General features: G+C 61.0%; 29 protein-coding genes and 2 pseudogenes. 12 read left to right on the top strand and 19 right to left on the bottom strand.

All coding sequences use genetic code 11. From position 1 onward, the window contains the following. Nucleotides 1–105 precede the first annotated feature (105 nt). A complete protein-coding gene (locus ASC97_RS23590; RefSeq protein WP_057470781.1) occupies nt 106–744 on the bottom strand; it encodes a TetR/AcrR family transcriptional regulator in 639 nt (212 codons plus the stop codon). 100 nt (nt 745–844) lie between these two features. Here ASC97_RS23590 and ASC97_RS23585 point away from each other — a divergent pair, with 100 nt between their 5' ends. From ASC97_RS23585 to ASC97_RS23570, 4 genes are read left to right on the top strand one after another with little or no spacing between them, the layout of a single operon-like run. Then, complete coding sequence (locus tag ASC97_RS23585; protein ID WP_057470780.1) at nt 845–2,041, top strand: Tm-1-like ATP-binding domain-containing protein; 1,197 nt, start codon at nt 845–847, stop codon at nt 2,039–2,041. Between the two features lie 11 nt (nt 2,042–2,052). Next, the gene (locus ASC97_RS23580) at nt 2,053–2,895 is read left to right on the top strand and encodes a phosphoenolpyruvate hydrolase family protein (RefSeq protein ID WP_057470779.1); all 843 of its coding nucleotides are present in this window, start codon (nt 2,053–2,055) and stop codon (nt 2,893–2,895) included. A 17-nt stretch (nt 2,896–2,912) separates the two neighbouring features. Beyond that, complete coding sequence (locus tag ASC97_RS23575) at nt 2,913–3,326, top strand: cupin domain-containing protein (protein WP_057470778.1); 414 nt, start codon at nt 2,913–2,915, stop codon at nt 3,324–3,326. 32 nt (nt 3,327–3,358) lie between these two features. Next, complete coding sequence (locus ASC97_RS23570) at nt 3,359–4,549, top strand: M24 family metallopeptidase (RefSeq protein WP_057470777.1); 1,191 nt, start codon at nt 3,359–3,361, stop codon at nt 4,547–4,549. A gap of 70 nt (nt 4,550–4,619) precedes the next feature. Here ASC97_RS23570 and ASC97_RS23565 read toward each other — a convergent pair whose 3' ends face one another. Together ASC97_RS23565 and ASC97_RS23560 are read right to left on the bottom strand one after the other, a co-directional pair. After that, nucleotides 4,620–5,213, bottom strand: a complete 594-nt coding sequence (locus tag ASC97_RS23565; RefSeq protein ID WP_057470776.1) for a DJ-1/PfpI family protein — start codon at nt 5,211–5,213, stop codon at nt 4,620–4,622. 55 nt (nt 5,214–5,268) lie between these two features. Continuing rightward, on the bottom strand, nt 5,269–5,967 hold the full coding sequence (locus ASC97_RS23560) for a GntR family transcriptional regulator (RefSeq protein ID WP_057470775.1): 699 nt from the start codon (nt 5,965–5,967) through the stop codon (nt 5,269–5,271). Between the two features lie 93 nt (nt 5,968–6,060). Between ASC97_RS23560 and ASC97_RS23555 the strand changes: the two genes are divergently transcribed. From ASC97_RS23555 to ASC97_RS23540, 4 genes are read left to right on the top strand one after another with little or no spacing between them, the layout of a single operon-like run. Then, nucleotides 6,061–7,095 carry an Ldh family oxidoreductase gene (locus ASC97_RS23555; RefSeq protein ID WP_057470774.1) on the top strand — a complete coding sequence of 345 codons (1,035 nt, stop codon included), beginning with the start codon at nt 6,061–6,063 and terminating at the stop codon, nt 7,093–7,095. Further along, nucleotides 7,092–8,321, top strand: coding sequence for an iron-containing alcohol dehydrogenase (locus ASC97_RS23550; RefSeq protein WP_057470773.1), 1,230 nt, complete (start codon nt 7,092–7,094; stop codon nt 8,319–8,321). Before ASC97_RS23555 ends, ASC97_RS23550 begins: the two co-directional genes overlap by 4 nt. A 13-nt stretch (nt 8,322–8,334) precedes the next feature. Then, a complete protein-coding gene (locus ASC97_RS23545; RefSeq protein ID WP_057470772.1) occupies nt 8,335–9,822 on the top strand; it encodes an NAD-dependent succinate-semialdehyde dehydrogenase in 1,488 nt (495 codons plus the stop codon). Between the two features lie 11 nt (nt 9,823–9,833). Beyond that, the gene (locus ASC97_RS23540) at nt 9,834–10,661 is read left to right on the top strand and encodes an alpha/beta hydrolase (protein ID WP_057470771.1); all 828 of its coding nucleotides are present in this window, start codon (nt 9,834–9,836) and stop codon (nt 10,659–10,661) included. Here ASC97_RS23540 and ASC97_RS36320 read toward each other — a convergent pair. From ASC97_RS36320 to ASC97_RS23520, 4 genes are all read right to left on the bottom strand, one after another. Next, nucleotides 10,628–10,936: a PrpF domain-containing protein gene (locus ASC97_RS36320; RefSeq protein WP_057470770.1), complete on the bottom strand. Its 309-nt coding sequence runs from the start codon at nt 10,934–10,936 to the stop codon at nt 10,628–10,630. The two genes, ASC97_RS23540 and ASC97_RS36320, sit on opposite strands and share 34 nt — an antisense overlap. Nucleotides 10,937–11,150: 214 nt before the next feature. Continuing rightward, nucleotides 11,151–12,359, bottom strand: a complete 1,209-nt coding sequence (locus ASC97_RS23530; protein WP_057470769.1) for an MFS transporter — start codon at nt 12,357–12,359, stop codon at nt 11,151–11,153. 56 nt (nt 12,360–12,415) lie between these two features. Then, nucleotides 12,416–13,405: an AraC family transcriptional regulator gene (locus ASC97_RS23525; RefSeq protein ID WP_057470768.1), complete on the bottom strand. Its 990-nt coding sequence runs from the start codon at nt 13,403–13,405 to the stop codon at nt 12,416–12,418. Between the two features lie 324 nt (nt 13,406–13,729). Beyond that, on the bottom strand, nt 13,730–14,560 hold the full coding sequence (locus tag ASC97_RS23520) for an N-acyl homoserine lactonase family protein (RefSeq protein ID WP_057470767.1): 831 nt from the start codon (nt 14,558–14,560) through the stop codon (nt 13,730–13,732). A gap of 204 nt (nt 14,561–14,764) precedes the next feature. Here ASC97_RS23520 and ASC97_RS23515 point away from each other — a divergent pair, with 204 nt between their 5' ends. After that, a complete protein-coding gene (locus ASC97_RS23515) occupies nt 14,765–15,571 on the top strand; it encodes a helix-turn-helix domain-containing protein (RefSeq protein WP_244481561.1) in 807 nt (268 codons plus the stop codon). A gap of 28 nt (nt 15,572–15,599) precedes the next feature. Here ASC97_RS23515 and ASC97_RS23510 read toward each other — a convergent pair whose 3' ends face one another. The 4 genes from ASC97_RS23510 to ASC97_RS23495 all read right to left on the bottom strand — a co-directional run bounded on the left by ASC97_RS23510 (nt 15,600) and on the right by ASC97_RS23495 (nt 17,719). Beyond that, the gene (locus ASC97_RS23510; RefSeq protein ID WP_057470765.1) at nt 15,600–16,223 is read right to left on the bottom strand and encodes an ATP-dependent Clp protease proteolytic subunit; all 624 of its coding nucleotides are present in this window, start codon (nt 16,221–16,223) and stop codon (nt 15,600–15,602) included. A 44-nt stretch (nt 16,224–16,267) separates the two neighbouring features. After that, a complete protein-coding gene (locus ASC97_RS23505; RefSeq protein ID WP_057470764.1) occupies nt 16,268–16,639 on the bottom strand; it encodes an SRPBCC family protein in 372 nt (123 codons plus the stop codon). Then, nucleotides 16,636–16,950: an ArsR/SmtB family transcription factor gene (locus tag ASC97_RS23500; protein WP_057470763.1), complete on the bottom strand. Its 315-nt coding sequence runs from the start codon at nt 16,948–16,950 to the stop codon at nt 16,636–16,638. Before ASC97_RS23500 ends, ASC97_RS23505 begins: the two co-directional genes overlap by 4 nt. A gap of 547 nt (nt 16,951–17,497) precedes the next feature. Further along, complete coding sequence (locus ASC97_RS23495; RefSeq protein ID WP_244481560.1) at nt 17,498–17,719, bottom strand: DUF977 family protein; 222 nt, start codon at nt 17,717–17,719, stop codon at nt 17,498–17,500. 296 nt (nt 17,720–18,015) lie between these two features. Here ASC97_RS23495 and ASC97_RS35595 point away from each other — a divergent pair. Next, a pseudogene (locus ASC97_RS35595) lies at nt 18,016–18,149 on the top strand (damage-inducible mutagenesis protein); the annotation flags it as partial. A 12-nt stretch (nt 18,150–18,161) separates the two neighbouring features. Here ASC97_RS35595 and ASC97_RS23490 read toward each other — a convergent pair. From ASC97_RS23490 to ASC97_RS23475, 4 genes are all read right to left on the bottom strand, one after another. Then, complete coding sequence (locus ASC97_RS23490; RefSeq protein WP_057470761.1) at nt 18,162–18,659, bottom strand: SRPBCC domain-containing protein; 498 nt, start codon at nt 18,657–18,659, stop codon at nt 18,162–18,164. Nucleotides 18,660–18,737: 78 nt separating this feature from the next. Further along, entirely contained in the window at nt 18,738–19,532 is a 795-nt protein-coding gene (locus ASC97_RS23485) for an SDR family NAD(P)-dependent oxidoreductase (protein ID WP_057470760.1), read from the bottom strand. Nucleotides 19,533–19,606: 74 nt separating this feature from the next. Then, on the bottom strand, nt 19,607–20,098 hold the full coding sequence (locus tag ASC97_RS23480) for an SRPBCC family protein (protein WP_057470759.1): 492 nt from the start codon (nt 20,096–20,098) through the stop codon (nt 19,607–19,609). Nucleotides 20,099–20,101: 3 nt separating this feature from the next. After that, nucleotides 20,102–20,704, bottom strand: coding sequence for an NADPH-dependent F420 reductase (locus tag ASC97_RS23475; protein WP_057470758.1), 603 nt, complete (start codon nt 20,702–20,704; stop codon nt 20,102–20,104). Between the two features lie 152 nt (nt 20,705–20,856). On the opposite strand from ASC97_RS23475, the gene ASC97_RS23470 reads away from it, so the two are divergent. Then, nucleotides 20,857–21,810 carry a LysR family transcriptional regulator gene (locus ASC97_RS23470; protein ID WP_057470757.1) on the top strand — a complete coding sequence of 318 codons (954 nt, stop codon included), beginning with the start codon at nt 20,857–20,859 and terminating at the stop codon, nt 21,808–21,810. Between the two features lie 58 nt (nt 21,811–21,868). On the opposite strand, the gene ASC97_RS36070 is transcribed toward ASC97_RS23470, so the two are convergent. The 3 genes from ASC97_RS36070 to ASC97_RS23460 all read right to left on the bottom strand — a co-directional run bounded on the left by ASC97_RS36070 (nt 21,869) and on the right by ASC97_RS23460 (nt 23,496). Further along, entirely contained in the window at nt 21,869–22,057 is a 189-nt protein-coding gene (locus tag ASC97_RS36070) for an SbtR family transcriptional regulator (RefSeq protein ID WP_338012538.1), read from the bottom strand. 57 nt (nt 22,058–22,114) lie between these two features. Then, entirely contained in the window at nt 22,115–22,417 is a 303-nt protein-coding gene (locus ASC97_RS23465) for a putative quinol monooxygenase (RefSeq protein WP_057470756.1), read from the bottom strand. A 62-nt stretch (nt 22,418–22,479) separates the two neighbouring features. Then, nucleotides 22,480–23,496: an NADP-dependent oxidoreductase gene (locus tag ASC97_RS23460; RefSeq protein WP_057470755.1), complete on the bottom strand. Its 1,017-nt coding sequence runs from the start codon at nt 23,494–23,496 to the stop codon at nt 22,480–22,482. Between the two features lie 86 nt (nt 23,497–23,582). Between ASC97_RS23460 and ASC97_RS23455 the strand changes: the two genes are divergently transcribed. After that, nucleotides 23,583–24,485 (top strand): LysR family transcriptional regulator, encoded by a 903-nt coding sequence (locus tag ASC97_RS23455; RefSeq protein WP_156390444.1) that lies wholly within the window; start codon nt 23,583–23,585, stop codon nt 24,483–24,485. Between the two features lie 387 nt (nt 24,486–24,872). Here the strand turns inward: ASC97_RS23455 and ASC97_RS23450 are convergent. Beyond that, nucleotides 24,873–25,280 (bottom strand): annotated as a pseudogene (locus tag ASC97_RS23450) (transposase); the annotation flags it as partial.

The raw sequence follows: 25,280 nt of genomic DNA, 5'->3' as shown, positions 1-25,280 counted from the left end.
CGGGCCGTTTTACGTTCATCATCGCCGATTTGGCCCGCAATACAAGAATATATTTGCCGTTATTGGTCGAACCAGTTGGTGCGCTCCAATTCGGCGCGTGTCACGTCATGCTTCGCGCTCTGCCTGCCGCAATGCGGTATCAACGAGCGCCTTGGCGGCCCACTCGGCAACAGACTGCGCGCTTTCGGAGGTCAGGCCCCAGATATCCTTCAATACGATCAGCACTTCGACGCCGAAGACAAGAGAAAGCGCTTGTGCAAGGCGTTCCCGGGATTCGGGCGGCACAGTGTCCTGCAAGGGGGCGGTCACGCTCTTCAGCAGGTCGACCCGGTGGCCGCGGGTGAATATCGGTTCGTTGCCGAGCGTGCCCGCCTGGCGCTGCGCCCACTGGTCCAGCGAAAGTTTCAGGGCTGCCTTGAAGGTGGCCTCGAACTCGTCGATGCGCGGCATTGCGGTCGCCAAGAGGTCGGCAACGCGGGTGCATGCATCCGGACTGTCCGACGACCAACGGAGTATCGGCCCCAGAGCCTCATCCACCACGGCATGCACGAGCGCGGCCTGGCTCGGAAAGTAACGGTAGGCCGTAGCGCGCGAGACTTCGGCGGCCTCTGCGACTTCACTTACCGACGGAGTGATACCGGACTGCATGAGCCGCGTTGCCGTTTCAAGCATCAGTTTTCGCGTTCGGGCACGCGGACCTCGCTCGGTCCTGGCGGTTTCGTTCTGTTGACGTGAGACATCCATATCTTTATGATACGCACGTCTCACAATTTTGCAAGGGCCCGTCGCATTGCCCCGAACGTGAGATATGCCGGGAGGAAATCCACCCGGTTGCGGAGGGGAAATGAAGCAAATCTACGTGGTCGGCACGGCCGACACGAAGGGTGAGGAGCTTGCGTATCTGGCCGCTTGCATTGAAGCGGCGGGCGGGAGTGTTGTACGCGTCGACGTCGGTACAGGCGAGCCTGCCACCGCCGTCGATGTGAAGGCCGACGCAGTGGCGGCGTGCCATCCGGACGGGGCTGGAGCCGTTCTTGCCAGCGGGGACCGCGGAAAGGCGGTCGAGGCGATGGGCATTGCCTTCGTGCGCTTCCTCGTGGAACGCCAGGACATCGCCGGCGTCATCGGTATCGGTGGAGGCGGGGGCACTTCGATCATTACCGCAGGCATGCGCCAATTGCCGCTCGGTTTGCCAAAGATCATGGTCTCGACGCTTGCATCCGGCGATGTGTCTCCCTTTGTCGATGTTTCAGACATCGTGATGATGCCCTCGGTCACGGACATGGCCGGCCTGAACCGGTTGAGCCGGATCATTCTTCACAACGCCGCCCAGGCGATCAGCGCGATGGCCCGCCGGCCGGCTGAGGTCACTGCATCCAAACCGGCCCTCGGGCTTACCATGTTTGGCGTTACCACCCCTGCCGTATCCGCCATGGTCGAACGCCTGCGAGCGGACTATGATTGCCTGGTCTTCCACGCGACAGGCACGGGCGGGCGGGCGATGGAGAAGCTTGCCGACAGCGAACTGGTCTCTGGCGTGCTCGACATCACGACGACCGAGGTCAGCGACCTGCTTTTCGGCGGCGTCCTGCCTGCCACCTCGGACCGTTTCGGCGCCATTGCTCGCAAAGGCTTGCCGTATGTCGGTTCGGTCGGTGCGCTCGATATGGTGAACTTCTGGGCGCCGGAGACTGTCCCGGAGCGTTATGCCGGCCGGCTGTTTTACCGGCACAACCCGAACGTCACCTTGATGCGCACGACGTCGGCCGAATGCGCGCAAATTGGCCGCTGGATCGGCGACAAGCTCAATCTCTGCCACGGCCCCGTACGCTTCCTCATTCCCGAAAAGGGCGTTTCGGCCCTCGACATCGAAGGCGGTGCGTTCTTCGATCCGCAAGCCGACGCCGCGCTTTTCGCCGCGCTCGAGGCGACGGTGAAGCCGGCGGCGTCGCGTCGTATTATTCGCCTGCCGCTCCATATCAACGACCCAGATTTCGCCGAGGCCGCCGTCGCGGCCTATCGTGACATCGCCAACCCCTGAGAGACAAATCGATGCCAGTCATACCGCGCAAGACCATCCTCGAAAAATTTCACGGCATGATCGCAGCCGGCTTGCCGATCGTCGGCGGCGGTGCCGGCACCGGCATCTCCGCCAAGGCCGAGGAGGCAGGCGGCATCGACCTTATCATTATCTACAACTCTGGGCGCTACCGCATGGCGGGGCGCGGTTCGGCGGCCGGACTGCTGGCCTATGGCAATGCCAACGAGATTGTGAAGGACATGGCGCTGGAAGTGTTGCCGGTCGTGAAAAAGACGCCGGTGCTCGCCGGCGTCAATGGCACGGACCCTTTCGTGTTGATGCCGCGCTTCCTCGCCGACCTGAAGGCAATGGGATTTTCCGGGGTACAGAATTTCCCCACAATCGGTCTTTTCGACGGCCGGATGCGGCAGAGTTTCGAGGAGACAGGCATGAGCTACAAGCTGGAGGTCGAGATGATCGCCACCGCCCACGAGCTCGACCTGCTGACGACGCCCTATGTCTTCAATGAGAGCGAGGCTATCGCCATGACGGTCGCCGGCGCCGACGTCGTCGTGGCGCATATGGGGGTGACGACTGGCGGCACGATCGGCGCCACATCCGGCAAGTCGCTCGATGACTGCATCGACGAGATCGCCGCAATCACCAAGGCGGCACGTTCCGTACGCGACGACGTCATCGTGCTCTGCCACGGCGGCCCGATCTCCATGCCAGAGGATGCGCGCTACGTCCTGGAGCGTTGCCCTGGCTGCCACGGCTTTTATGGCGCAAGCTCGATGGAGCGCCTGCCGGCAGAGGCGGCGATCCGCAAGCAGACGGAAGATTTCAAGGCGCTCGCCATCGGCGCGGTAGCCTGAATTGAGGAGGCCGTTTTATGACAAAGGACAAGTACTTCATCTATCCTACGGACGTGAGCGCCTTCGGCTTCGACTGGGGCAAGCTGTCGCTGACTGTGGCGCCCGAGGTCAACGGCGCCAGCCGGTTTTCCGGCGGTGTCGTCGAACTGCCAAGCGGCGAGGGCCATTCCCGCCACAATCACCCTGGCGCGGAGGAAATCATTTTTGTAATTTCCGGCGAGGGCGAGCAGATGGTTGAGGACGAGACGGATCATCCGATCACGCAGAAGGTCACCAGCGGCTGCACGATCTATGTTCCCGAAAGTCGCTTCCATTCAACAAAGAACACTGGCGGGGGGCCGATGCTCCTCTTCGTGGTCTACTCACCGGCGGGGCCGGAGCTTGCGCTTCGCGATTTGCCGGACTTCCGCCTGCTGCAGCCGGGCTCCTGAGGCGGCGCATCCATTTTCTGGGAGGAAAGACAATGAACGACAATGCAGGGCAAACAAAGCAGGCCGCCGTGACGCCGTTCGATACGGCCAAGCTCGACCGTCTCATGGAGGAAGCCGGTATCGACGTCATCGTCGCCACCTCCAAACACAACACGCAGTATCTCATGGGCGGCTATAAGTTCATCTTCTTCGCCGCCATGGATGCGATCGGGCATAGCCGGTACCTGCCTGTGGTGATTTATGAGAAAGGCGCGCCTGATCACTCCGCCTATGTGGGGAACCGCATGGAGGGCGCAGAGCACCAGAACAATCCATTCTGGACGCCCGCCGTGTATACGGCGAGCTGGGGCACGCAGGATGCCGCCGGGCTCGCCGTCGAGCACCTGAAGAAAATAGGCAAGGTCGGTGGGCGCATTGGCATCGAGCCAGCTTTTCTGCCATCCGACGCCCGCGACCTGCTTGCCTCTCGGCTGGATGGCGCTCGATTTGTCGATGCCACGCATGTGTTGGAGCGCCTAAGGGCCGTCAAAACGCTGGACGAACTGGCAAAGCTGCGACGCGCCTCCGAACTGATTACCGACTCTATGCTGGCGACGATCGCGGCGGCCCGCGCCGGCTCGACGAAGATGGAGATCATCGAGCAGCTGCGCCGGGAGGAAACGAACCGCGGCCTGCACTTCGAATATTGCCTGCTGACGCTCGGCTCCAGCCACAACCGCGCGGGGTCGCCGCAAGCCTGGGCCGAGGGCGAGATCCTGTCGATCGATTCCGGCGGCAACTATCACGGATATATCGGTGACCTCTGCCGCGTGGGTGTGCTCGGCGAGCCGGACGCGGAACTGGAGGACCTTCTGGAGGAAGTCGAATGCGTCCAGCAAGCGGCCTTCACCAAGGTCAGGGCAGGGGCTGCGGGCAGGGAGATGATCGTGGCAGCGGAGGCCGAGCTCAAGGCCTCGCCGTCGGCGGCCTTCACCGACTTTTTCTGCCATGGCATGGGCCTCATCAGCCACGAAGCGCCATTCCTCATGACGAACCACCCCGTCACCTATGATGGCATCGACGCCGTCCGGCCGCTGGAAGTCGGGAGTGTGATCTCGGTCGAGACGACGATGCTTCACCCAAAGCGCGGATTCATCAAGCTGGAAGATACGCTTGCCGTCACCGATGGGGGCTATGAAATGTTCGGCGACCGTGGCCGCGGCTGGAACCGCGGGGGAGCGTGATTGCAGGCCCCGCAAAGAAGGCCCGGCAGATTGTCATCTCCCGGGCGTTTTCGTTGCTTGCACCGTCGTCTCAGGTGTGGTGGATCTCCGTTCCCAACACCTTCAGGCATTCGCGGATAAAGGCGGCGAGCGCCGTCCAGCCCTTGGCCGAAACCATCGTGCCATCGACATAGGCTTCGGTTGGCGAGAGGTCGATATAGGTCCCGCCCGCCAGGGTGACCTCCGGTTCGCAGGCCCCAAGTGCACCCACCTTCTTACCGCGAACGACACCGTCGACCGCGATCAGGATCTGGACCCCGTGGCAGATGGTGAAGATCGGCTTCTTCTCCTCGTGGAAATGGCGCACCATCGCCTGCACCCGCTTGTCGGTGCGGATATATTCCGGCCCGCGCCCGCCGGCGCAGTAGACGGCATGATACTGGTCGAGCTGGTTCTCGGCCTCTGAAAACGTCTTGTTGATGGTGACGTTGTGCCCGAGTTTTTCGGTGTAGGTCTGGTCCCCCTCGAAATCGTGCAGCGACGTCCTGAGGATGTCACCGGCCTTTTTATCCGGACACACGACGTGCACCGTGTGGCCGACCGCCTCCATCGCCTGCTGATAGACGAAGATTTCGTACTCCTCGGTGAAATCGCCGGTGAGCATCAGGATTTTCTTGCCTGGCATGGGTTCTCCTCCTCATTGTCAGATCCGACAGGCTCAACTTGCCTGCCAGGGTTGCTCAGATTTCGTCGAAGGCCGGTAACAACCGGTCGCGCGAATGCTCGATATGAATGCGCATTGCCTTCGCAGCCGCGCCGGGCTCGCGCGCCGCGAAGGCATCAAGCAGCATCTGATGCTCGCCCAGTGCCTCCTCGGTGACACGGCGATGAAACATCAGACGGAAGATGTGGAAATGCGTATGCTGGAAGGTCAGCATCTCGCGGATCAACTCGTTGCCCGCAAATTCCATAATGCGGTCATGGAAAATGGCGTCCTTGCGGGCGAAGGCCGAATAGTTCGCTCGTTCGTCCCGGTTGTCGCTGCGTGTCATCACCCCTGCGGCCTCCGTCAGGATGGCCAGCTTTTCGTCGGTCATCGCCTCGGCCGCCTTTGCCGCGCCGGCAGGTTCCAGCAGCAAACGCAGTTCATAGAGCTCGTCGAAGCGGTGGCGCGTGATCTGCGGCGCGGCACGATAGCCGACGAGATGCTGCTTGACGACAAGACCTTCGCCTTCAAGCCGACCAAGGGCTTCGCGGATCGGCGTGTGCGAGACGTTGAACTCCCTGACCAGGTTGTCGACGGTGATGCGTTCGCCGGGTGCGATCTTCAGCGACATGAGCTGGTTGAAGATTGCCTCGTAGACGTCACCCGCCAGGCTGTTGGCACGCGGTATCTGGGTTGTGCCCGCTAAGTGTCCCTTCGGTCTCGTCGAAATCATCTGCTGCCTTGCCTCTTGACAGGTTCAATCGCTAGCACGATGCTGCGTCCAAGACAATCCTATATCCTATACGATTTTATATAGGGGGAGATCATGCGCATTTCTGAAGCGGCAGCGCTTGCGCTTGCCACCCGCCTGCTGGAAGAGCATGGCGCACCGCGTGACAATGCGGCCCTGCAGGCTCGCGTCCTGGTAACGGCGGAAATGAAGGGGCACCCCTCGCATGGCCTGTACCGGCTTCCGCGGCTGGTCGAGCGCATTGAGCGCGGTGTCATTGACCCGCAGACGAAGGGCACGCAGCGCTGGCGCGCGGATGCGGCGCTGGAGGTGGAGGGTTCGTCGGGATTTGGCCCGGTCGTCGCCATGGCCGCGATCGAGCGGCTGGCCCCTCACATTCCGGATCTTGGCATCGGCCTTGTCGCCATACGCAATGCGAACCATCTCGGCATGCTCGCTCATTATGTGGAGGCCATTGCCGCAATGGGCTTCGTCGGCATCGCGCTCTCGTCGAGCGAGGCGCTGGTCCATCCTTTCGGCGGTACCCGGGCCATGCTCGGCACCAACCCCATAGCCATCGCCGTGCCGACCGCCGAGGAACCGCTCGTGCTCGACCTTGCCACCAGCCTCGTGCCGATGGGCAAGATCCATCATTACGCGGCGACCGGCAGGCCCATTCCCGGGGGATGGGCGCGCGATGCGGCCGGCAACCCGACGACCGATCCGGGGCGTGCCAAGGCCGGCGCGATTGCGCCCTTCGGCGACGCGAAGGGCTACGGCCTCGGCATCGCTATGGAGCTGCTGGTGGCGGCTCTTGCAGGCTCGGCGCTCGCGCCAGATGTGCGCGGCACGCTCGACAGCCAGTCGCCATGCAACAAGGGCGACGTCTTCATCTTAATCGAGCCCAGTTTGGCACCGGGATTGCCGGCGCGACTGTCGACCTATCTCGAAGCGGTGCGCGCTTCACCACCCGCGGGGATCGGTGAACCGGTTCTCGTCCCGGGCGATCGTGCCCGCGGTCGGCGGGCGGCGGCAAGGCGCAACGGGTTCGAGATCGACCAGCGCCTCTGGGAAGACCTCAACGCGCTTTCGCGCCCCCGCATTCTGGCCTTCGAAGGACAAAGATCATGAGCCTGTTCGCCGCCTTGAGGCTGCCGCGGGAAATCCTGTTTGGCGTCGGCCAGCGCCATGCGCTCGCGAGCGTCGCCAGCAGGATCGGCCGGCGCGCACTCGTTTGCACGGATGCGCGTTTTGCCGCAACGCCGGTGTTCGCGGAAATGATCGCCGCGCTCGAAGCGGCCGGCATCATCGTCCTGGTGCATGACCGGACGCTGCCGGACGTGCCGCAAGCTACGGTCGCGGTTTGCGTTGAGAGCGCGCGCGGCTTTGAGCCCGACATGGTGATCGGGATCGGTGGGGGCAGCTGCCTCGACATGGCGAAATGCGCCTCGCTCCTGCTGGCTCACGGCGGCGCGCTCGCCGATTATTACGGTGAGTTCAAGGTGCCGGCGCCCGTCCTGCCGGTCATCGCCGTGCCGACGACGGCAGGCACCGGTTCCGAAGTGACGCCGGTCGCGGTTGTTTCCGATCCCGACCGTATTCTGAAGGTTGGCATTTCGAGCCCATATCTTGTTGCCGCAGCGGCAATCTGCGATCCGGAACTCACATTCTCCTGCCCGCCAGGGCTCACGGCGATTGCCGGTGCGGATGCGCTAACGCATGCCATCGAAGCCTTCACGGCCATGCGCCGCCCCGGCGATCCTGAACTCGCGCAGCAGCATGTCTTCATCGGTAAGAGCGATCTCTCCGACCAGTTCGCGCTTCATGCCATCCGGCTCCTCAGCCGGAGCCTGGAAAAGGCCTTCGTCGACGGCGCCGACATCGATGCGCGCGCTGATGTGATGATGGGTGCGCTCGCAGCCGGCTGCGCCTTCGGAACAGCGGGGACCGCTGCGGCCCATGCCGTGCAATATCCGGTCGGTGCCTTGACCCATACGCCGCACGGCCTGGGGGTTGCGACCATGCTGCCTTATGTGATGACTTATAATCGCGAGGTCGCCACAGCGGAAATCGCCATTGTCGGTAGGGCTCTCGGTCTCGATCCCACCGGAGTGGAGAACGAAGAAACGGTTGCGGATGCCGCGATTGGCGAGGTCTGCCGCCTCTTCGCCGCGCTCGGCATCCCTCCGACGCTTGCCGGGCTTGGCCTGCCGGAAGACCGGATCGACTGGGCCGCAGAGCAGGCGCTCGGCATAGGCCGCCTGATCAAGAATAATCCCCGCTCTTTCGATGCGGCCGCCATGCGCGGCCTGGTGCGCGCCGCCTATGACGGCGACCTGGCCGCTTCCGCCCTCTGACTTGGAAACCATCATGAACGTCAACCAGCATTCTTCGAATCCAGACCACGATCCCTTCGGGCTCAGCACGTTCTCCCGCGGCCTCTATATTGGCGGCGCCTGGCGGCCTGCGGCTGGCGAAGGTCGGATCGAGGTGATCGATCCCTCGACGGAGGCAGTCATTGCCTCCGTGCCCGATGCGACCCTTGCGGATGCGGCGGCGGCCGTGGAGGCTGCCGCAAGTGCCGCGGAAGGCTGGCGCGAGACGCCGCCGAGAAAGCGTTCCGAGATCCTGCGCCGCTGCTTCGAACTTATGGTGGAGCGCTCCGAAATGCTTGCCAGGCTCATTTCGCTCGAGAACGGGAAGGCGTTGCACGACGCCCGCGGCGAGGTGGCCTATGCGGCGGAGTTCTTTCGTTGGAACGCCGAGGAGGCGGTGCGCTCCTCTGGTGAGTTCGGCATTGCCCCCGCCGGTGGAAACCGGATCGTCGTCGATTACCAGCCTATCGGCATCTGCGTTCTCATAACACCGTGGAATTTCCCGGCCGCGATGGCAACCCGCAAGATCGCGCCTGCCCTTGCCGCAGGCTGCACCGTCATTCTGAAGCCTGCGAGCGAGACGCCCCTGACGGCCTATGCGCTTGCGGCTCTCTACGAGGAGGCTGGCGTGCCGCCGGGCGTCGTTAACGTGATGACAACATCGACACCGGGCCCTGTCATCGCCGCCATGCTGGCCGACCCGCGCGTGCGAAAACTCTCCTTCACAGGCTCGACGGGCGTCGGCCGCACGCTTCTGGCGGAAGCGGCCAAAAATGTCATCTCCTGCTCCATGGAACTCGGCGGCAACGCTCCGTTCATCGTTTTCGACGATGCGGATATTGACGCGGCCATCGAGGGTCTGATGGTCGCGAAAATGCGCAATGCGGGTGAGGCATGCACGGCTGCAAACCGCATTTATGTCCAGTCCGGTATCCACGATGCCTTCGCGGAAAAATTTACCCGACGCATGGCCGACCTCAGGGTCGGCCCGGGTGTGGACCTGGATACGGAATGCGGTCCGATGATCACGCGCAAGGCGGTGGATAAGATCGAGCGCCTTGTTACGGACGCCATGTCGCGCGGCGCGCGGGCCCTCTGCGGCGGACGAACATTGGCAGGACGCGGCTTTTTTTACCCGCCGACGGTGCTTGTCAATGTTTCCCCGGCCTCTGACATGGGATGCGAGGAGATTTTCGGTCCCGTCGCGCCGCTCTACCGTTTCGAGACCGAGGCAGAAGTCATCGCTGCCGCCAACGATACGGATTATGGTCTCGCTGCCTACATCTATACCCGCGACATTGGTCGCGGCATGCGGGTCGCCGCCAAGGTCGAGGCGGGCATGATTGCGCTTAATCGTGGACTGGTTTCCGATCCCGCTGCCCCCTTTGGCGGTGTGAAACAGAGCGGCCTTGGACGTGAAGGAGGGCAGCACCACGGTATCGCGGAGTTCATGGAAGCCAAGTATATTGCGACAAGTTTCTGAGGGAGGAACCTGTGGCCGCCGATCCGTTCCGCATTCGTGACCATGTCGCAGATTTCGACGAGATCGTCGCCGATATCCGTGCTCGCAGCCTCGCAACGCGGCGCACTGTCCCCATGGAGGCCAACATCGCCTACGGGACTGGGCCACACGAGGCGCTCGATATCTTCCTGCCAAATAGTGCCGGCTCGGACATGCCGATCCACATGTTCATTCATGGTGGTTATTGGCGGATGTTTTCCAAAGAGGACTATTCCTGCGTCGCTGAGACCATCACCGGCGCTGGCGCGGTCGCAGCCATCGTCGATTATTCGTTAATGCCCGGAGCGAGGATGGACGTCTTGGTTGGTCAGGTCCTGAAAGCCAAGGCTTTCCTTTTGACGCATGCCGATCGTTTTGGCGCCACGTCAAAGCGGTTCTCCGTCAGTGGCCACTCCGCCGGTGCCCATCTTGCGACCTTTCTCTTCCATCGCTCGCCGGCGCCTTCGGGCGTGGTTGCTGCCTTCCTGCTTGGCGGGCTGTACGATCTCGAACCCCTGCAGATGTCTTTCCTGCGTGACGAGATCGCCTTGAGCGACGAGGAGGTGCAACGGTTTACACCCATGCATCACGAGCACGATTCTGCAACGCGTGTCGCTATCGTGACTGGCGAACTGGAAACTGATCCGTTCAAAATCCAGGCAAATGCGTTCAGGGACATTCTTGCCTCCCAAAGGCTTGATGTGCGAGCATCGCAAGTCGCAGACGGGCATCACATGAGCACGGTACGCGATCTCGCTGCCGCCGGCACGCCCATGGCGGCAGCCCTTCATGCGTTCATTGCCACAAGTGGCGGATCATGACGCCAGCATATATTTCCGCAGTTGGGCGAGGTATCGACGAAGTGCTGATCGATGCGAACCTGAGTGAACAGATAATCCACATCGGTGACCGAGCCGTCGATCCGCCGCACCGACTGCATCGCTACCTCGAAGATGCCGTAGCCGTCATAGTCGTAGCGGATCGTCTTCGTCCGGCCATCGAGTGAACTGGTCGTCTCACTCTTAGGCTCTGAGGCGGTGCGCTCCGCCGCCCATGACGCATCGCCCAGCATCTTGCTGTATTCGGGCCAAGTCATCGCTGTCTCTATCGTCTTGAAATCTTTCAGGTGGATGACTGGGGATGTGCGGTTCCGGTGCAGGTGATTCGAGCACTGTCGCTCAGATGCCTCCAGAGTGAAGGGGCTGACGGTTCCTATCTCATCAAGGCGACCTAAGCATACGAGCGTCCAGCTCTCGGGGACGCTGGCCAGTCAACGAGAGGTCGGACTTGTTCAACCTGTAAAGCGAAGATCAGCTGCGAGGCTGCAGCAGCGCCAAGGCGACTGTCGATGCGGCTAGGACCGCGGTAACGGTCAAGGGACCTGCAGCGCCGTAGTGATCGACGACATAGCCGCCGAAAACCGCGCCGATACTGATGGCGACCTGAAAGGAGACGACCATCAGGCTCCCCGCTGCCTCCAGAGCGTCGGGTGCTTCGCGGGACAGATTGGTCGGCAGCACCACCGGTGCCATGCCGAACGCGAAGCCCCAAAGCGAAACGAAGGCAAACGCAAAAACGATTTGAGCACCCGAAAGCACCAAGGCGAGGGCCGCGACCGCCATCAGCGCGGCGGTGACACCAAGCGCCAGGTGGATACTTGTGTCGGCCATTCGGCCACCAGCGACGTTGCCGATCACAGAGGCGATGCCAAATCCAAGCAGCGCTAAGGCAATCCATTCGGTTTCAAGGTGCGTCACGTGTTCCAGGAAAGGACGAAGGTAAACCGAGCCGGCAAAATGCCCTGTCATCAGCAAAAGGATGGCAAGCATTCCCAGTTGAACACCACGCCGGCCTGTCAGCCGGAATACGTCGGCTAGGCTGTTGCTTGCGCTTGCGGGCAGTGATGGCAAGCTGAGCGCCTGCAGCAGCATCGCAAGCGCGGCAAGTCCGGCGGTCATCGCCATGGCGACGCGCCATCCCAGCCAATCGCTGATCAAAGCGCCCATCGATGGAGCAGCTATGGTGGCGAGCGAGACGCCGAGGGTGACAATAGCCATGCCCCGACCTGTCGCATTGGAGCCAACCAACCTCGCCACGACCGCGACTGAAAGCGCCCAGAAACCGCTAAGCGCGATGCCCAGCCCAGCCCGTCCCAACAACAACAGCCAAAAATCGGGCGCTAGCGCTGCAAGAATATTGGATCCGATCGCCAACGCACTAAGACCGACCAGCACTGCCTTGCGGTTCAGCCTGCCGATGAGAACATTGCTCAATAGGGCCGTCACGGCGCCGACTGAAGCGGTAGCCGTTACGACCTGTCCGGCTGTTCCCTCGGTAATCCCGAGATCGCGCGCCATCGGCGTCAACATGCCCGCCGGCAGGAACTCGGCCGATACCAGCGCAAAGCTGGTTGCGGCCATAGAAAGAACGGCAAACCAAGTCGTAATGCTCCAGGCGGCTGGCCCATCGGCATCAAAGTCTATCGCTGTATCGTCGAGTTTTGATGTTGTATCCGTCATTGAATTATCTCCAGTTAAGAGATTTCATAGACGAACTTCTTTGGATGATATGTGTCTTAAAATCCGAAATTCGTGTCCATTCGTCCAGAACTTGTGCGACGCACAATGCCTGGTGACACGCTGGTGATGCGCTTGAAGGCGCGAGCGAAGGATGCCTCCGACTCATAACCTAAGCGGGAAGCAACTTCGGCAACTGACATACCGCTTTGGCCCAGCAACTCGCGGGCAAGCTGCATCCGCAGGCGGCCAAGATAACGTGCCGCTCCCTCTCCTAAGATAGCGCTGAAGCGCTCGGCGAAGATGGAGCGCGACTGGCCTGCCACGGCCGCGAGGCGTTCGAGGGTCCAGTTATAGCCGGGATCACGGTGCATGGCTGCCAACACACGACCGATGTGGGGGTCGCGGATGGCGGCGAGCCAGCCGGTGGTCGAGGCTCCGCTGCAGTTCACCCAGCAGCGGATTAGCCGCGCTGCGAGCAAGTCTGCCATTCGCGATAGGACGGTCGCGCTGCCCATCTGGGGCTGTGAAGCCTCCGCCGTCATCGCCGCCAGCAGGGGACCAATGATCGGGTCACTGCCGGCAACATCGCAGCCCTTGATGATTGGAGGCATCAAGGCGATCAAAGGATTAAGCGCATACGCGCTCAAAGCCATGGAGCCGCAGAAGAGGGTGCTGGTAGCACCCGTTCCTTCTCGCACCACGTCGCAGACGTTGCTCCCCAACCTTGTAATCTGGCAGGTTTTGAGGGAGTCGCCCTCAACATCCGGCGCGCTGGCTAATCGATGCGCGATACCTTGCGGCAGCAGTACGAGATCTCCATCGTTCAACTCCTGCCACCCTTGAGCTTCGGTATGGATCCAGCACGGTCCCTGGCTCACGAAGTGAAAACGAAGTAGCTGTTGTTGCGGAAAGGCGATGCTCCATGGATGTCTGAGTTCGCAGCGCCCATAGTTGACGCCACTCAAGCGAAAGTCTTGTAGAACTTCGCTTAGTGCATCCATTGGAATATTTGACGGCGACAACGGTCGAGACGAATGATCAAGCATTCAGCCAATTTAGGTCTCGAGCGTCTGGCATGCAAGCATGATCATGTCGCGAGGCGATTGTCTTCCGGCAGCAGTGTTTGTGAATTCGAGCGTGATCGCCGACAGCGCCAGCCTCCCCCGTGCTGTTAGCCGATGGATTGAAGCCAAGCGTGAAAGGCTTGGGGTGTGCCGGTTCGATTCCCATCAGGACCATCCATGCCTGATTGCCGTGTTGCGCCTGACGTCATCGAGATAGTTTGGAGCACGGTACGCCTTTCCTACTGTAGCAGGAGCCTAAGGCAAAGCCCGGCCGAAATATCGAACGGCCGGGTTGTTAGGACGTGGCTACCTGGCACTTTTCGGGAAAGCCGGCAGTTTGGCGATATCCTTGGCGTCATGCTGCACGATAAGGGTAGCATTAAGCGCCTTGGCGATTCCCGTTAGCCGCTCCATCGACGCCAACGTTTCGGCGCGATCGAAGTTGAAACCTGGTACGCCACGGTTCTCGAACTGCTCCTCGAAATGCGCGACGTCGCCGGAAAGTACGATCGGTCCGGTTTCTGCAAGGCGCACCAGCAGACTTGCTTCGCCCGGTGTGTGACCCGGCGTCGAGAGAATGATCACCGTTCCGTCGCCGAAAATGTCGCGGTCGCCCGAAATGGCGTCAACCTTCGCGCCGCCGTCAAGCCACGGCTTGATGAAGGTCGGATCGACGGCGAAGGGCAGGGGATCGGCCTTGAACTGGGCGAGATCGGCCGCGCCGATCATCAATGTCGCCTGCGGAAAGGACGCGGCCTGTCCGACATGGTCGAAATGATTGTGGCTGATGCCAAGGCGGCTGATCTGCTCGGGCTTGAGGCCGATTTCCGCGAGCTGGGTCGGTATGTCCTTTACCAGCGTTGGCGCAAGCACCGCGCTCGGATCAAGCTTTGCCCCGAGAAGACCGGCCGGCAATCCGGCGTCCCAGAGCATGTAGTCCTGGTCGTGGTGGATCACGTAGCAGCTGTCGGTCAGCGTTCGCTTCTCGCCGACGTGATTGTAGGTGTCGGAAAACAGCGAAAGGTCGCGGACTTCGATTTCGCCGCAGTCGAGCCGCCAGAGTTCGACCTCGGTGGAATAGGCCGTGGATGCCATCAGGGCAGCGGCGGAAAAGACGATCGTTGCAATCGGGTTCATGGCGGTCTCCTTGGATGTGGAGACCGCTTTTGACGCATCCCGCTTGTTATGGAGGGTCCGGTTAGATCAATTTCGAGCCCGAAACGCTCAACTGTACGGTTTTTTATTGCCGCGTCCTGCGTTATCGTTTCGAGCATGAACGTTCACTACAAAAGCAGCGACGACGCCCATCTTCGATCTATGCTCTTGGAGCGCCTGCGACCGATGATGGCGCCGGACGGCACGGCCGGGCGATATGCGCACGGCAACCAGCTCTTTTCCTACTGTTCGCTAGACAGAGAACGTCTGAAGGCGATCGAGCTGCCTTATCCCCTCGTCGGCATCATGTTGAGAGGGCGTAAGGAAGTTTGGCTAGGCGATACCGCGCATTTCTTCGAGCCCGGCGCTGTCTTCGTCCTGCCGGCGCGCGTGCCGATGGATGTTGTCAACATTCCTGCCGGACCAACCTCGTCTTACGAATCGCTGTTGCTGGAGGTGCCGGCGCTGCCGGGCGGTATGGCACCGCTTATGGGTGGAGAGAAGACAAGCATGCGCGAGGGCGACCGGCAGTTCCGCGTGCCGCTCTATCCCGATCTCGTCCATACGCTTGTTCATGCGGCGAGGGCGATCGCCAGCGAAGCGCTGGGCGAAGCGGTCAAGGCGGTGCGGCTGATGGAGGTCCTGACGCTTTTGCGGCCAATCGCTGCCGCCCGTCCGCTGTTCGAGGCCAGCCTGCCCGAGGAGGTGGCCTGGCTCATCGGAAGCGCGCCGTCCGAGGACTGGACAGTCGAGCGCGTCGCCGACCGTCTCGGCCTCGGGGCTTCGACGCTGCGCCGTCGGCTTGCGGCGAAGGGCACGTCCTTCCGCAACGTCCTTCGAACCGAGCGCCTGCGAGCTGGCCAAACCGCTCTCGCCGCCGGCGCATCGAGTCATGCCGCCGCCGAGGCTGCCGGTTATGCCTCACGCTCGCATTTTGCCCGGCGCTACAGGGAAAGCTTCGGCCAGTCGCCGAGCGGTCGTCGCTCCAGATGACCAAGTTCGGCATTGCGCCGGGCTCGTTTCACGTCGCGCCGGCGTGGTTGGTGGCACCTTCCCGAACCTGCAGAACGCGGTCGATAAGGCCCCATTCCAATGCCTCTTCCGCCGTCATGAATCGGTCGCGATCCATCGCTTGCTCGAATTCTTCGTAGGTTCGGCCGCAATGCTCGGCGTAGAGCCGTGTCATGCGATGCTTGGTCTTCTGCATTTCCTCGGCATGGATCAGCATGTCCGATGCCTGTCCTTGGAATCCGCCCAGCGGCTGGTGAATATGGATGCTGGCATTGGGAAGCGCAGTGCGTTCGCCCGGCTGGCCGGACATCAACAGGAACGAGCCCATCGAACGGGCGGTTCCCATGCACAGAGTATGCACAGGGGCGTGAATATAACGCATCGTATCGTACATCGCGAGACCGCTGGTTACGACGCCGCCTGGCGAATTGATGTAGAGATGGATCGGCCTTTTGGGGTTTTCGGCTTCGAGAAACAGCAATTGTGCGCATACAAGCGCCGAGACCGTGTCGTTTACCTCCCCGTTGAGGAAGATGATCCTCTCACGAAGCAGGCGGGAATAGATGTCGAAAGAACGCTCTCCTCTACTGGATTGTTCGACGACCATAGGGACGAGTTGCATTGCTTCGCGCATCGGCGAACTCCAATCATTCGAGATTTTCGGGAGGGCTTGCCGCGTTAGGCGGCGAGCATGAGAGTCGGGCTATTGCCGTTGGCGACTGTTTTCGCCAGCCGCTCGAACGTCGCGCCGGTCAGCTCGTGGACGATCCGCAGGCTGGTTCCGCCCGATCCATTCGGGGCGATCGTGAAGGTGACGGTGCTTTCGAGATGGGGCGGGGTATCGTCGCGCAACTTGTAGCGGATTTCCTTGCCCGGCGTTTCGGACAGTGACTGCGAATCGGCAAGCGCCTTCCTGGGCAGCCACTTCTCCCGGAATTCCGCGATGCTGATCGCCCGCCAGACCTTCTCCGGCGACGCGTCCAGTTCGTATTTCTGCTCGAAACCGCTTTCGTGCACTTTCGCCTGCACCTCGGCCTTCACGTCGTTCATTGATCCATATCCTTCAGCAAGAGCTTGAGATCCTCGATGCGAGCCGGCCAGTAGGCGCGGTATTTCGCCAGCCATTGCGCGATAAGGGCCAGCCCGTTCGGATCGACTTCATAGTTCACGAAGCGGCCCTCCTTTTGTTCATGCACCAGCCTTGCCGCTCGCAATACGGCGAGATGCTGGGACATCGCCGGCTGGCTGATATCCATGCCCTCGCGCAGCGCGCTGGCATTCATGCTGCCGTTCGCCAGCTTTTCGAAAATCGTACGGCGGGTCGGATCCGCCAGAGCGCGGAAAATATCATGCTCGATCATGACTACACATAAGCACACACTTATGCGATTCGCAAGACTGCCTGGAACGGCTTCCGTGCTTCCGCAAAATCCCCCGTGCGTTCTCGAGCAAATCGACGAGGGCCGGCGGTATTACGTCCGCGAACCCTGTTGAAGCTTTACGCGATTTGAACCGGCTAGCGACGCAGCCTACGGTGGTCGTGCGGTTAAGATAGTCGGGCTGTTCATCCGCTCGGTCGCGTTGCGAACAAGCTTACGCTGCAACGTTCGTCGGTCACACGTCCACCTGCTGCGTCATGAACGTCGTGAAGAACGTACTCGGCCCCGCCGCGTTCGCCAACCACCGTTCTCGTCGCGTTCGGTGGCGAACCAGACGCGTTCACCGAGCGGGCGCGCGGCAGTGGCAAGGTCGAAAGAGCGTTTCCAAGACGGCACCCGAATGAGATGAAGATGAGCGCCCATCCAATCAATACGGAGACTTAGTCATGCTCTGTAATGAATAAGTGCATAGGTTGGAGGTTTACATCCCTTCAAGGCGACCCATTCAAATGGCCTGACATCCGATTCATCAGGAAAGACCGTACCAGGCGCCGCGGCCGGCACCGTGCAGGATGAGGTGCCCGTGATCCACGAGTGCCTTGAGATGATCCTTGATCGTGTGACGGCTTGCATCGGTGATCCAGGCAGCCTCCGCGACCGTAATCCGTCCGTGCTCGCGGGCCAACTCGAGCAATGTGACGGATAATTCCGGCATGTCGGCGAGGATAATTCCTGAAGCACTGTCATGCACTATTTATCCATCCGTTTCCATCCAATTTCCCCGAGATAGCTTGTCAGATCTGTCAGTTGACCACGAGCAAGGCTCCACCTCGACGGTTTAGCCTGCGGTAAGCGCTGAAAGCTGCCGGTTGCCATATCAAGCCAAGTCCAGCTCGGGGTGGAAATGGCCCTGTCCGTTTTGGGAGCGCTATTTAAATAATCCGCCGTTTTCTGTGGACTGTCCTGCAACGATCGAGTGTCGAGAATCGAGGCCGACTCATGGTCGCGTTCACAAGGCGATGCTTTCTTAGAACGTCTCCTTGAACAGTTCGAAGCAGATGGCTTCAACTGGCGGCGGGACGGGCTGGAACGGTTGCACTTGCCGTCCGACGGTGGCGCCGACAGACCGTCGCAATGACTGCGATCAGCCAATGGCTTCGACAATGAGGTGGCGAGTGAGTTCAGGTGTCATTCTAGCTCTGCCCCGAAGCTTCCCGCCTGACCGCGACGTCCGCGAGGTCCCGAAGCAGCTTCTCGTGCGTTCGCCAAAAGATGTCCGGTGCCTCCTTCGCAAGATCGATCCAAAGCGGCCCCTGCATGGTTTCTTCGGTCCAGAGATGGCATCCTCGCTCGGTCGGCGTGATGATCCACGCGTGGTGGGCTCTGGATGACGGCGATGCCTTTGGACCGCCAGCCCACGCGATGCGCGTCATCGGCTCGAACTCGACGACCGACGCCGCGACGTCCTGGCCCGCAAGATTGGTCTCGAAGCGGCTGCCAAGCTGCAGGGTTGCGTGTCCGTCGAGGAGTTCGACGTGGGAGACGCCCGGATAGTAGGTCGGCCAGGACAGCGGATCGGTCAGGAGACACCAGATTGTGGTGGGCGACACCGCCACCTCGAGCTCGTTGGTGAAGTGGATCGGAGAGCGGCTGGGGGCCATATCCGCCGGCCAGTTGATGACTTCGAACATTCCATATCCTCAGGTTTTTGAGCATTCACCCTCCTATCGGCCATATGGTCATGGCCGATAGGAGGGTCGCAGGTTGGATCAGACGATCGACCGAACTACGCCGCCATCGACGCGCAGCGCTGCCCCGGTTGTTCCGGATGCTTGTTCCGAACAGACGTAGACGACCATGTTCGCGACTTCGTCGGTCGTGGTGAACCGGTTGATGAGCGTCGTGGGCCGCATCGTCTTCAGGAAGTTCTGTTCGGCCTCGTCCTGGGTGATCCCTTGCTCGCTCGCCGTCGCGGCCATCCAGTTGCCCAGGATCTCGGAGCGGGTCGGACCAGGCAGGACCGAGTTGACCGTCACCCCGGTCCCGCCGACCAGTTCGGCGAGGCCGCGAGACACGGAGAGCTGCGCCGTCTTCGTCATCCCGTAGTCGATCATCTCCCTCGGGATGTTGACGGCGGATTCGCTGCTGATGAACACGACGCGACCCCAGCGGCGCTGGACCATCCCTGGCATGTAGTGCCGGGCGGCACGAACGCCGCTCATGACGTTGAGCTGGAACAGGTCAAGCCATTCGGCATCCGACTGGTCAAAGAAGTCGTTGATGTGAGCCGTCCCGAGATTGTTTACGAGGATGTCGGCATCTGCGATCCGACCCGCCAGAATAGACGATCCTTCGAATGTCGACAGGTCGGCGGCGACGCCTGTGAATTCTGCTTCCGGGAGACGGAGTCGGAGCTCCTTTAACGCTGCGGTGACGCGTTCTTCTCCACGCCCGTTGATCACAACCGACGCGCCCGCACGTGCAAGTCCTTCCGCGATCGCGAATCCTATGCCGGCGGTGGAGCCGGTGACGACGGCTCTGCGGCCTTTGAGTTCTATCTTCATGATGTCGTTTTTCCTTTCAGATTGATCCGGGTGAGGTCACGACGGACCTATCCCGTATGTTTCCTGCGTTGATATCAGGCGATGGCCGCTTCCGCGGCGCCTGCAAGACGTTCGACCCAAACCTGGTGGTAGCGGTAGAGACCGCCGGGGTGGCGACGTCCGAGCATGTCGAGGAACCACTCGCCCTGCTGTGTCTCCTCGGTCAGGACGTGGCAGCCGTCCTGCGTGGGCGTGATGACCCAGCCGTGGTAGGCGGTGGACCCTGTCGTGTCGCCATCGACCGTGGTCGCCCAGGCCAGCCTCCGGTTTTCTACGAACTCCGTCACGAACAGGCTCATCGGGTAGCCGACAGTCACGCGGCTGTATCGGGTACCCATCGCCAGACCCTGCTCTCCTGACAGGATTTCGACCTGGTCTTCGGCGGGGAAGTAACGATACCAGTTCCTGGCATCGATCAGCAGCTTCCACACCACCTCGGCAGGCGCCTTCACGTCGATGTCGTTGAGCGCGTAGATTGCCGAGATCTTGGGATCATAGCGATCCGGCCAGATGACATGATCGTACACGGCTCAGGCCTCCGCCTTGAACAGATCCTGGAAGATGAGCGGGGCCCAGCTCCTGTCCTGCGCCTGCACGAGGCGTCCGCCTTCCGCAATCCTTCCGAGGTTTATGGGAGCGAAGCCGAGCCTATGAACGATGTCGGAAACCGTCGACACCGCCTGGTCGTCGTCGCCCGACAGAAAGATGACCCGGCGGCCTGCGGCCGTCCGCGGATCCTCTCCGAGAAGATGGGCGGGCAGGTGATTGAACGCCTTGACGAGATGCGCGTCAGGCATCGACTTCGCCACCACGGCAGACGAAGGCTCGTTGCCGAGGTCGGACAGCGGCACGCCGTATGCATTGGTGACATCGATGACGATCTTGCCTTCCCAGTCAGCAGCGGCTTTGGCGACTTCGAGATGCGCCCGGAAGGGGATGGCGAGAATGACGACGTCGGCGGCCAGTGCTTCCTTGAGGCCAAGCGGACAAACCGCATTACCCAATCCAGCGAGTGCTGCCGCCGCCGCGTCCCGTCCACGAGAGTTTGCGACGCCGACGGTAATGCCGCTGCGGTCGAACTGGCTCGCGAGAGCTCTGCCGACACTGCCACTTCCAATAATCGCGTAAGTCATAATTGCTCCTGGACGACTTCGTTTTCCTTGACCGAGATGCCGGGGAGGATCCGCGGCGTCGGTCGGTGCTCACAACATAGGCCTTGGCCATGCATCTGAGAAGGTGATATAGTGCGATGGAATATATCTGTTTTTGAGATGGAGCGTTGGCAATGATTGAGGGTGTTTCGCTTGACCAGTTGCGGACGTTCATCGCCGCAGTGGATGAGGGCAGCTTCTCTGCCGCAGCCAGAAAGCTCAACCGCGCGCAGTCTGCTGTCAGCGGATGGATCGGGGCGCTGGAGGATCAGATCGGCGTCGCACTCTTTGATCGATCGGGCCGATACCCGGCCCTGACGCCGCAGGGCGTGCTGCTGCTCGCCGACGCCCGAAATATCGTCGCCGGGGTGGGCACGCTGAAGGCGAGGGCACGGTCGATGACCTCGGGCGTCGAAACGGAGCTTTCAGTGGTCATCGACGTCTTCTTTCCGACCTCAGTCATCAGCGCGGTCGCGAAGGAGTTCGCGAACCAGTTTCCACTGACGCCGCTGCGGCTGTTCGTCGAAGGTCTGGGCGCGGCCTACCAGCCGGTTTTGGACGGTCGCTGCAGCCTCGGCATCCTGCCGCCGCTGCCTCAGCCGTTTCCGTCCCTCGTCAGCGAGCGTCTGGGTGAACTGCCGCTAATCGCGGTCGCCTCGCCGCGGCATCCGCTTGCGCTGTTTCAAGGCCGCATTCCCCGACAGGAACTGACGAAGCATATCCAGCTCGTACTGACGGATCGGTCCGACCTCACATCCGGACGAGACTTCGCGGTCGCATCGCCTGCGACCTGGCGGCTGGCGGACCTGTCCACCAAGCACGCCTTCCTCAAGGACGGCGTCGGATGGGGCGGCATGCCGCTGCACATGATCGAGAGAGATCTTTCCGAAGGCACCCTTTCTGTCCTCGATGTCGACGACATGCCACCCTCAGGCTACATGCTGACGATGTCGGCGTTCCACCAGCCCGCGCAGCCTCCCGGACCCGCTGGCAAATGGTTCGTAGACCGGGTGAAGGCGCTATGGCACGGTACGGACATCATCGGATCGGAAATGTCCGCTGGATTGAAGCAGTCGTCACGTTCTTGAATGTGCCGGCTCCAAGCAGGCACGAGTCCTGAGGATTTCGTACGCGGTTCCGGTCGGATCAAAACGCTCCGGCGACGCCCCTGCCTTGCCGACCTTCAAGATGATCGGCCCGCGGAGCGAAGGAGGGCTGGTCGACCGCCCAGCCCAGAGCCGTAATCGAGCGAAACAGGTCGTCTCCGTTCATGTCGGGACGCGCCGTACCTTCGGACTGAGCACGGATCAGCAGTCCCGCGCCCGCCGAGTGCACCGCCGCGCAGGCGGCTTAAAGCGCGGACTGTTGGATAGAGAAGCCGGACGGCTCAACCTAGACCTCTGTCAGGTCGCGTTCGTTCGAGGCGTCATACTTTCGGATTTCTCCCCGCATCCGCCCCTGCCATCGACGGACGAACGCGACGGTGTCGGGAGCATCAAGATGCGCACTAAGAGCGGATTGGTCTGACCAACGCTCCGATATGAGCAACCGTCCGGCTTGTGGATCATCCACTGCAGCGTAATAGGAGATGTTCCCGACACGCTGTCGTGTGGCCGTCGCAAGCGCTTGCAGATCGCGTAGAAATTGCGCCAGATCAGCACGGTCGACTTGCATGTACCCTGTGACGATGAGCAAAACGCATTCCTTCAGTTGTTGGCTCGATGGCTGGGCTGCCAGTGCATCATAGCCATGGGTGATCAGTCGACGATGAGGACAATCTTGCCCTGGATGCTGCCTTGGGAAGCCCGCTGATGAGCAGCTGCAGCCTCCGCCAGTGGATAGGTGCTATCGATTGCTACGCGAATTGTGCCGTTGTTGAGAAGTCCACCAACAATAGCCAATTGTCCCCCATTAGACCGGACCTGTGTCGATGAGACGGTGATCCCACGTCTCGCAGCTTCATCATGGCCCGAGAAACCCAGAGGATTGACCAGAAAGAGCGCTCCGCCCTGCTTAATGGTACCCAAGAAGCGTTCCATCTTAGGGCCGCCCGCAGCTTCGACCACAACGTCCGCGGCCTGTGCTATCGTCTCAAGAGAAGTCGTCGTATAGTCGATGAATTGATCAGCGCCCAGGTCGCGCAGAAGGGCCTCGTGCTTGCCTGAGGCCACTGCGATCACACGTGCTCCTCTCCACTTGGCCACCTGAACCAACAGGTGTCCCACACCGCCACCGGCTCCGTTGACCAGCACCGTCTTCCCGTCGAGCGGCACAGGCGCATGGGGGAACGGCTGGAACGGGTTGGCTCCGTCATGGCCAAGTTCGACCAGAAACTGCCAAGCTGTAAGCAGCGACATCGGCGCACCGGCGGCCTGCGTATGATCGATCCCCGCAGGCTTCAATGCCAGCTCCGACGCGGGGACGCAGACATATTCCGCATACGCGCTGCTACCTTTCATCAGGTCATCCGGAAACCGCACCATTGAGTAGACCTCGTCGCCGACGCTGAATCCTGTGACGTCGTCCCCGACTGCGGCGACTATTCCCGACACATCCGTCCCCAGGATCATTGGAAAAGTCGCCTCGGGCTGCCATTCGGGTGGCAGCGCCCGATAGCCGTCCCGCAGATAAAGATCCGGCGGGTTGAGACCGGCCGCGTGCACCCGGACAAGCACTTCGCCAACCGACGCTCCGGGCCGTGGAGCATCTTCGTAACGTAGAACCTCCGGGCCACCGAATTCGTGCAGTTGCACTGCTTTCATTATCTCACTCATCGTAGCCTCGCATGAAAATTTATGGGCTAGACATATGAACTTCCGACTGGGTTGATAATTAAGCTGCGGTTCGCTTTAGTAGTGCCATGAAGGAACAAATCGGCTTTGATCGCTTGACCGGACTAATCGCGTTTGCTCGCGCCGGCTCTCTCGGCAGCTATACAGCCGCCGCTCAGTCACTGTCTGTCTCGCCTTCCGCGATTAGTAAAAGCATTCAACGACTGGAGCGGCGTCTCGGCGTGTCGCTCTTCATCCGCACGACACGCTCGCTCAGCCTTACGGACGAGGGACGAGACCTGCATGGGCGAGCTCTGCGACTGTTGCGCGATGCGGAGGAAATAGAACAAGCAGCGAAGAGCGCCCGTGCGGAGCCTATGGGCACTTTGCGAATCGCGGCCTCATTGCCGATCGGCGTATATGTCATTGCGCCTGCACTCCCTCGGTTCCGTAAACTCCACCCCAAGGTGACGATCGACCTGCGATTAAGCGACCAATTGATCGATCTCACCAAAGAAGGGATCGATTTGGCCGTCCGGATTGGCGAACTTTCGGACTCGCGCCTTCTGTCGCGTCGGCTCTCGCCCCATCGGCTGTCTTGCTACGCTTCTCCGGATTATCTTTCCAGGAGTGGCACCCCGAGGCATCCGGATGAACTGCTCAAACACGAGACGGTCAACCTGAGGTACCAGAACACTGGCCAGATGTTCCGTTGGCCTTTCTACATCGGAAATCGGGACGTCGAAATCGTGCCGCCCTCCGGCATCGTCGTCGATGCAAGTGAGGCCGTCATAGCAACGGTCGCCGCAGGGGCGGGTATCGGGATGGCTACGGACTTCATGGCCGGCCCCTGGGTTAAGCGCGGCGAGTTGATCCCGGTTTTGGCCGATTTCGCGGTGGAGCGGCATAATATCACGGCAGTCTGGCCTGAAAGCCGCCGCACCAACCCGGCTGTTCGCGCCTTCCTGGACCATCTGATCGAATTGTTCTAGCCAAAGTAGTGGTCGTTCCACTTCTTGCCAGAAATCACACCGTCATTGTCCCCGATTTGCGGGGGTTCGGCGACTCTGACAAGCTGGAGAGTGGCGCAATCACCGGAGTTTAGTTCCCCTCCTTTTGGGAAACGAGCCTAAGCCGTAGATCCATCCATTTGACGGTCAAAGCCATGAGGGCTAAGAATTGTAGTCGCGTTCACGGTGAATGCGACCTACATCAGACATCGCGGCGGAATTCTGCGTAATGGATACGCTAGGGGTAAAAACTAGAGTATCCGTTTTGATCAAGCAGGTTTTGGGGTCCATTTTCGATTGTTTCGGAGCAGTGCGTTTGCGAGCACGATGAGCTTTCGCATGATGGCTGTNCTAGAGTATCCGTTTTGATCAAGCAGGTTTTGGGGTCCATTTTCGATTGTTTCGGAGCAGTGCGTTTGCGAGCACGATGAGCTTTCGCATGATGGCTGTGATGGCGACCTTTGGCGGCTTGCCCGCTTTTGTGAGGACGTCGTATTTGGCCTTGAGGTCGGGGTTGAAGCGGCTTGCGACCAGTGCGGGCATATAGAGCGCCTGCCGGACGATGGCCCTTCCGCCGGCTATTGATGCGCGTCCGGTCCATCGTCCGGACTGTCGGCACATCGGTGCAAGACCGGAGAGTGCGGCCGCGGCTTTCTCATCCAGTTCACCCAGTTCGGGCATCTCGATGAGAAAGGATATCGAGCCTGGCCTTGAGGGATGCGTCCTTGCCAATCAAAGCCATGATGGCGTCGTCCACGGCCGTGATCTGGCGTTCGA

The organism is Rhizobium sp. Root1203 (assembly GCF_001424945.1).
Classification (GTDB): domain Bacteria; phylum Pseudomonadota; class Alphaproteobacteria; order Rhizobiales; family Rhizobiaceae; genus Rhizobium.
Note: the sequence above shows the minus strand (reverse complement) of the source record. Positions and strands in the feature narration are given on the sequence as shown.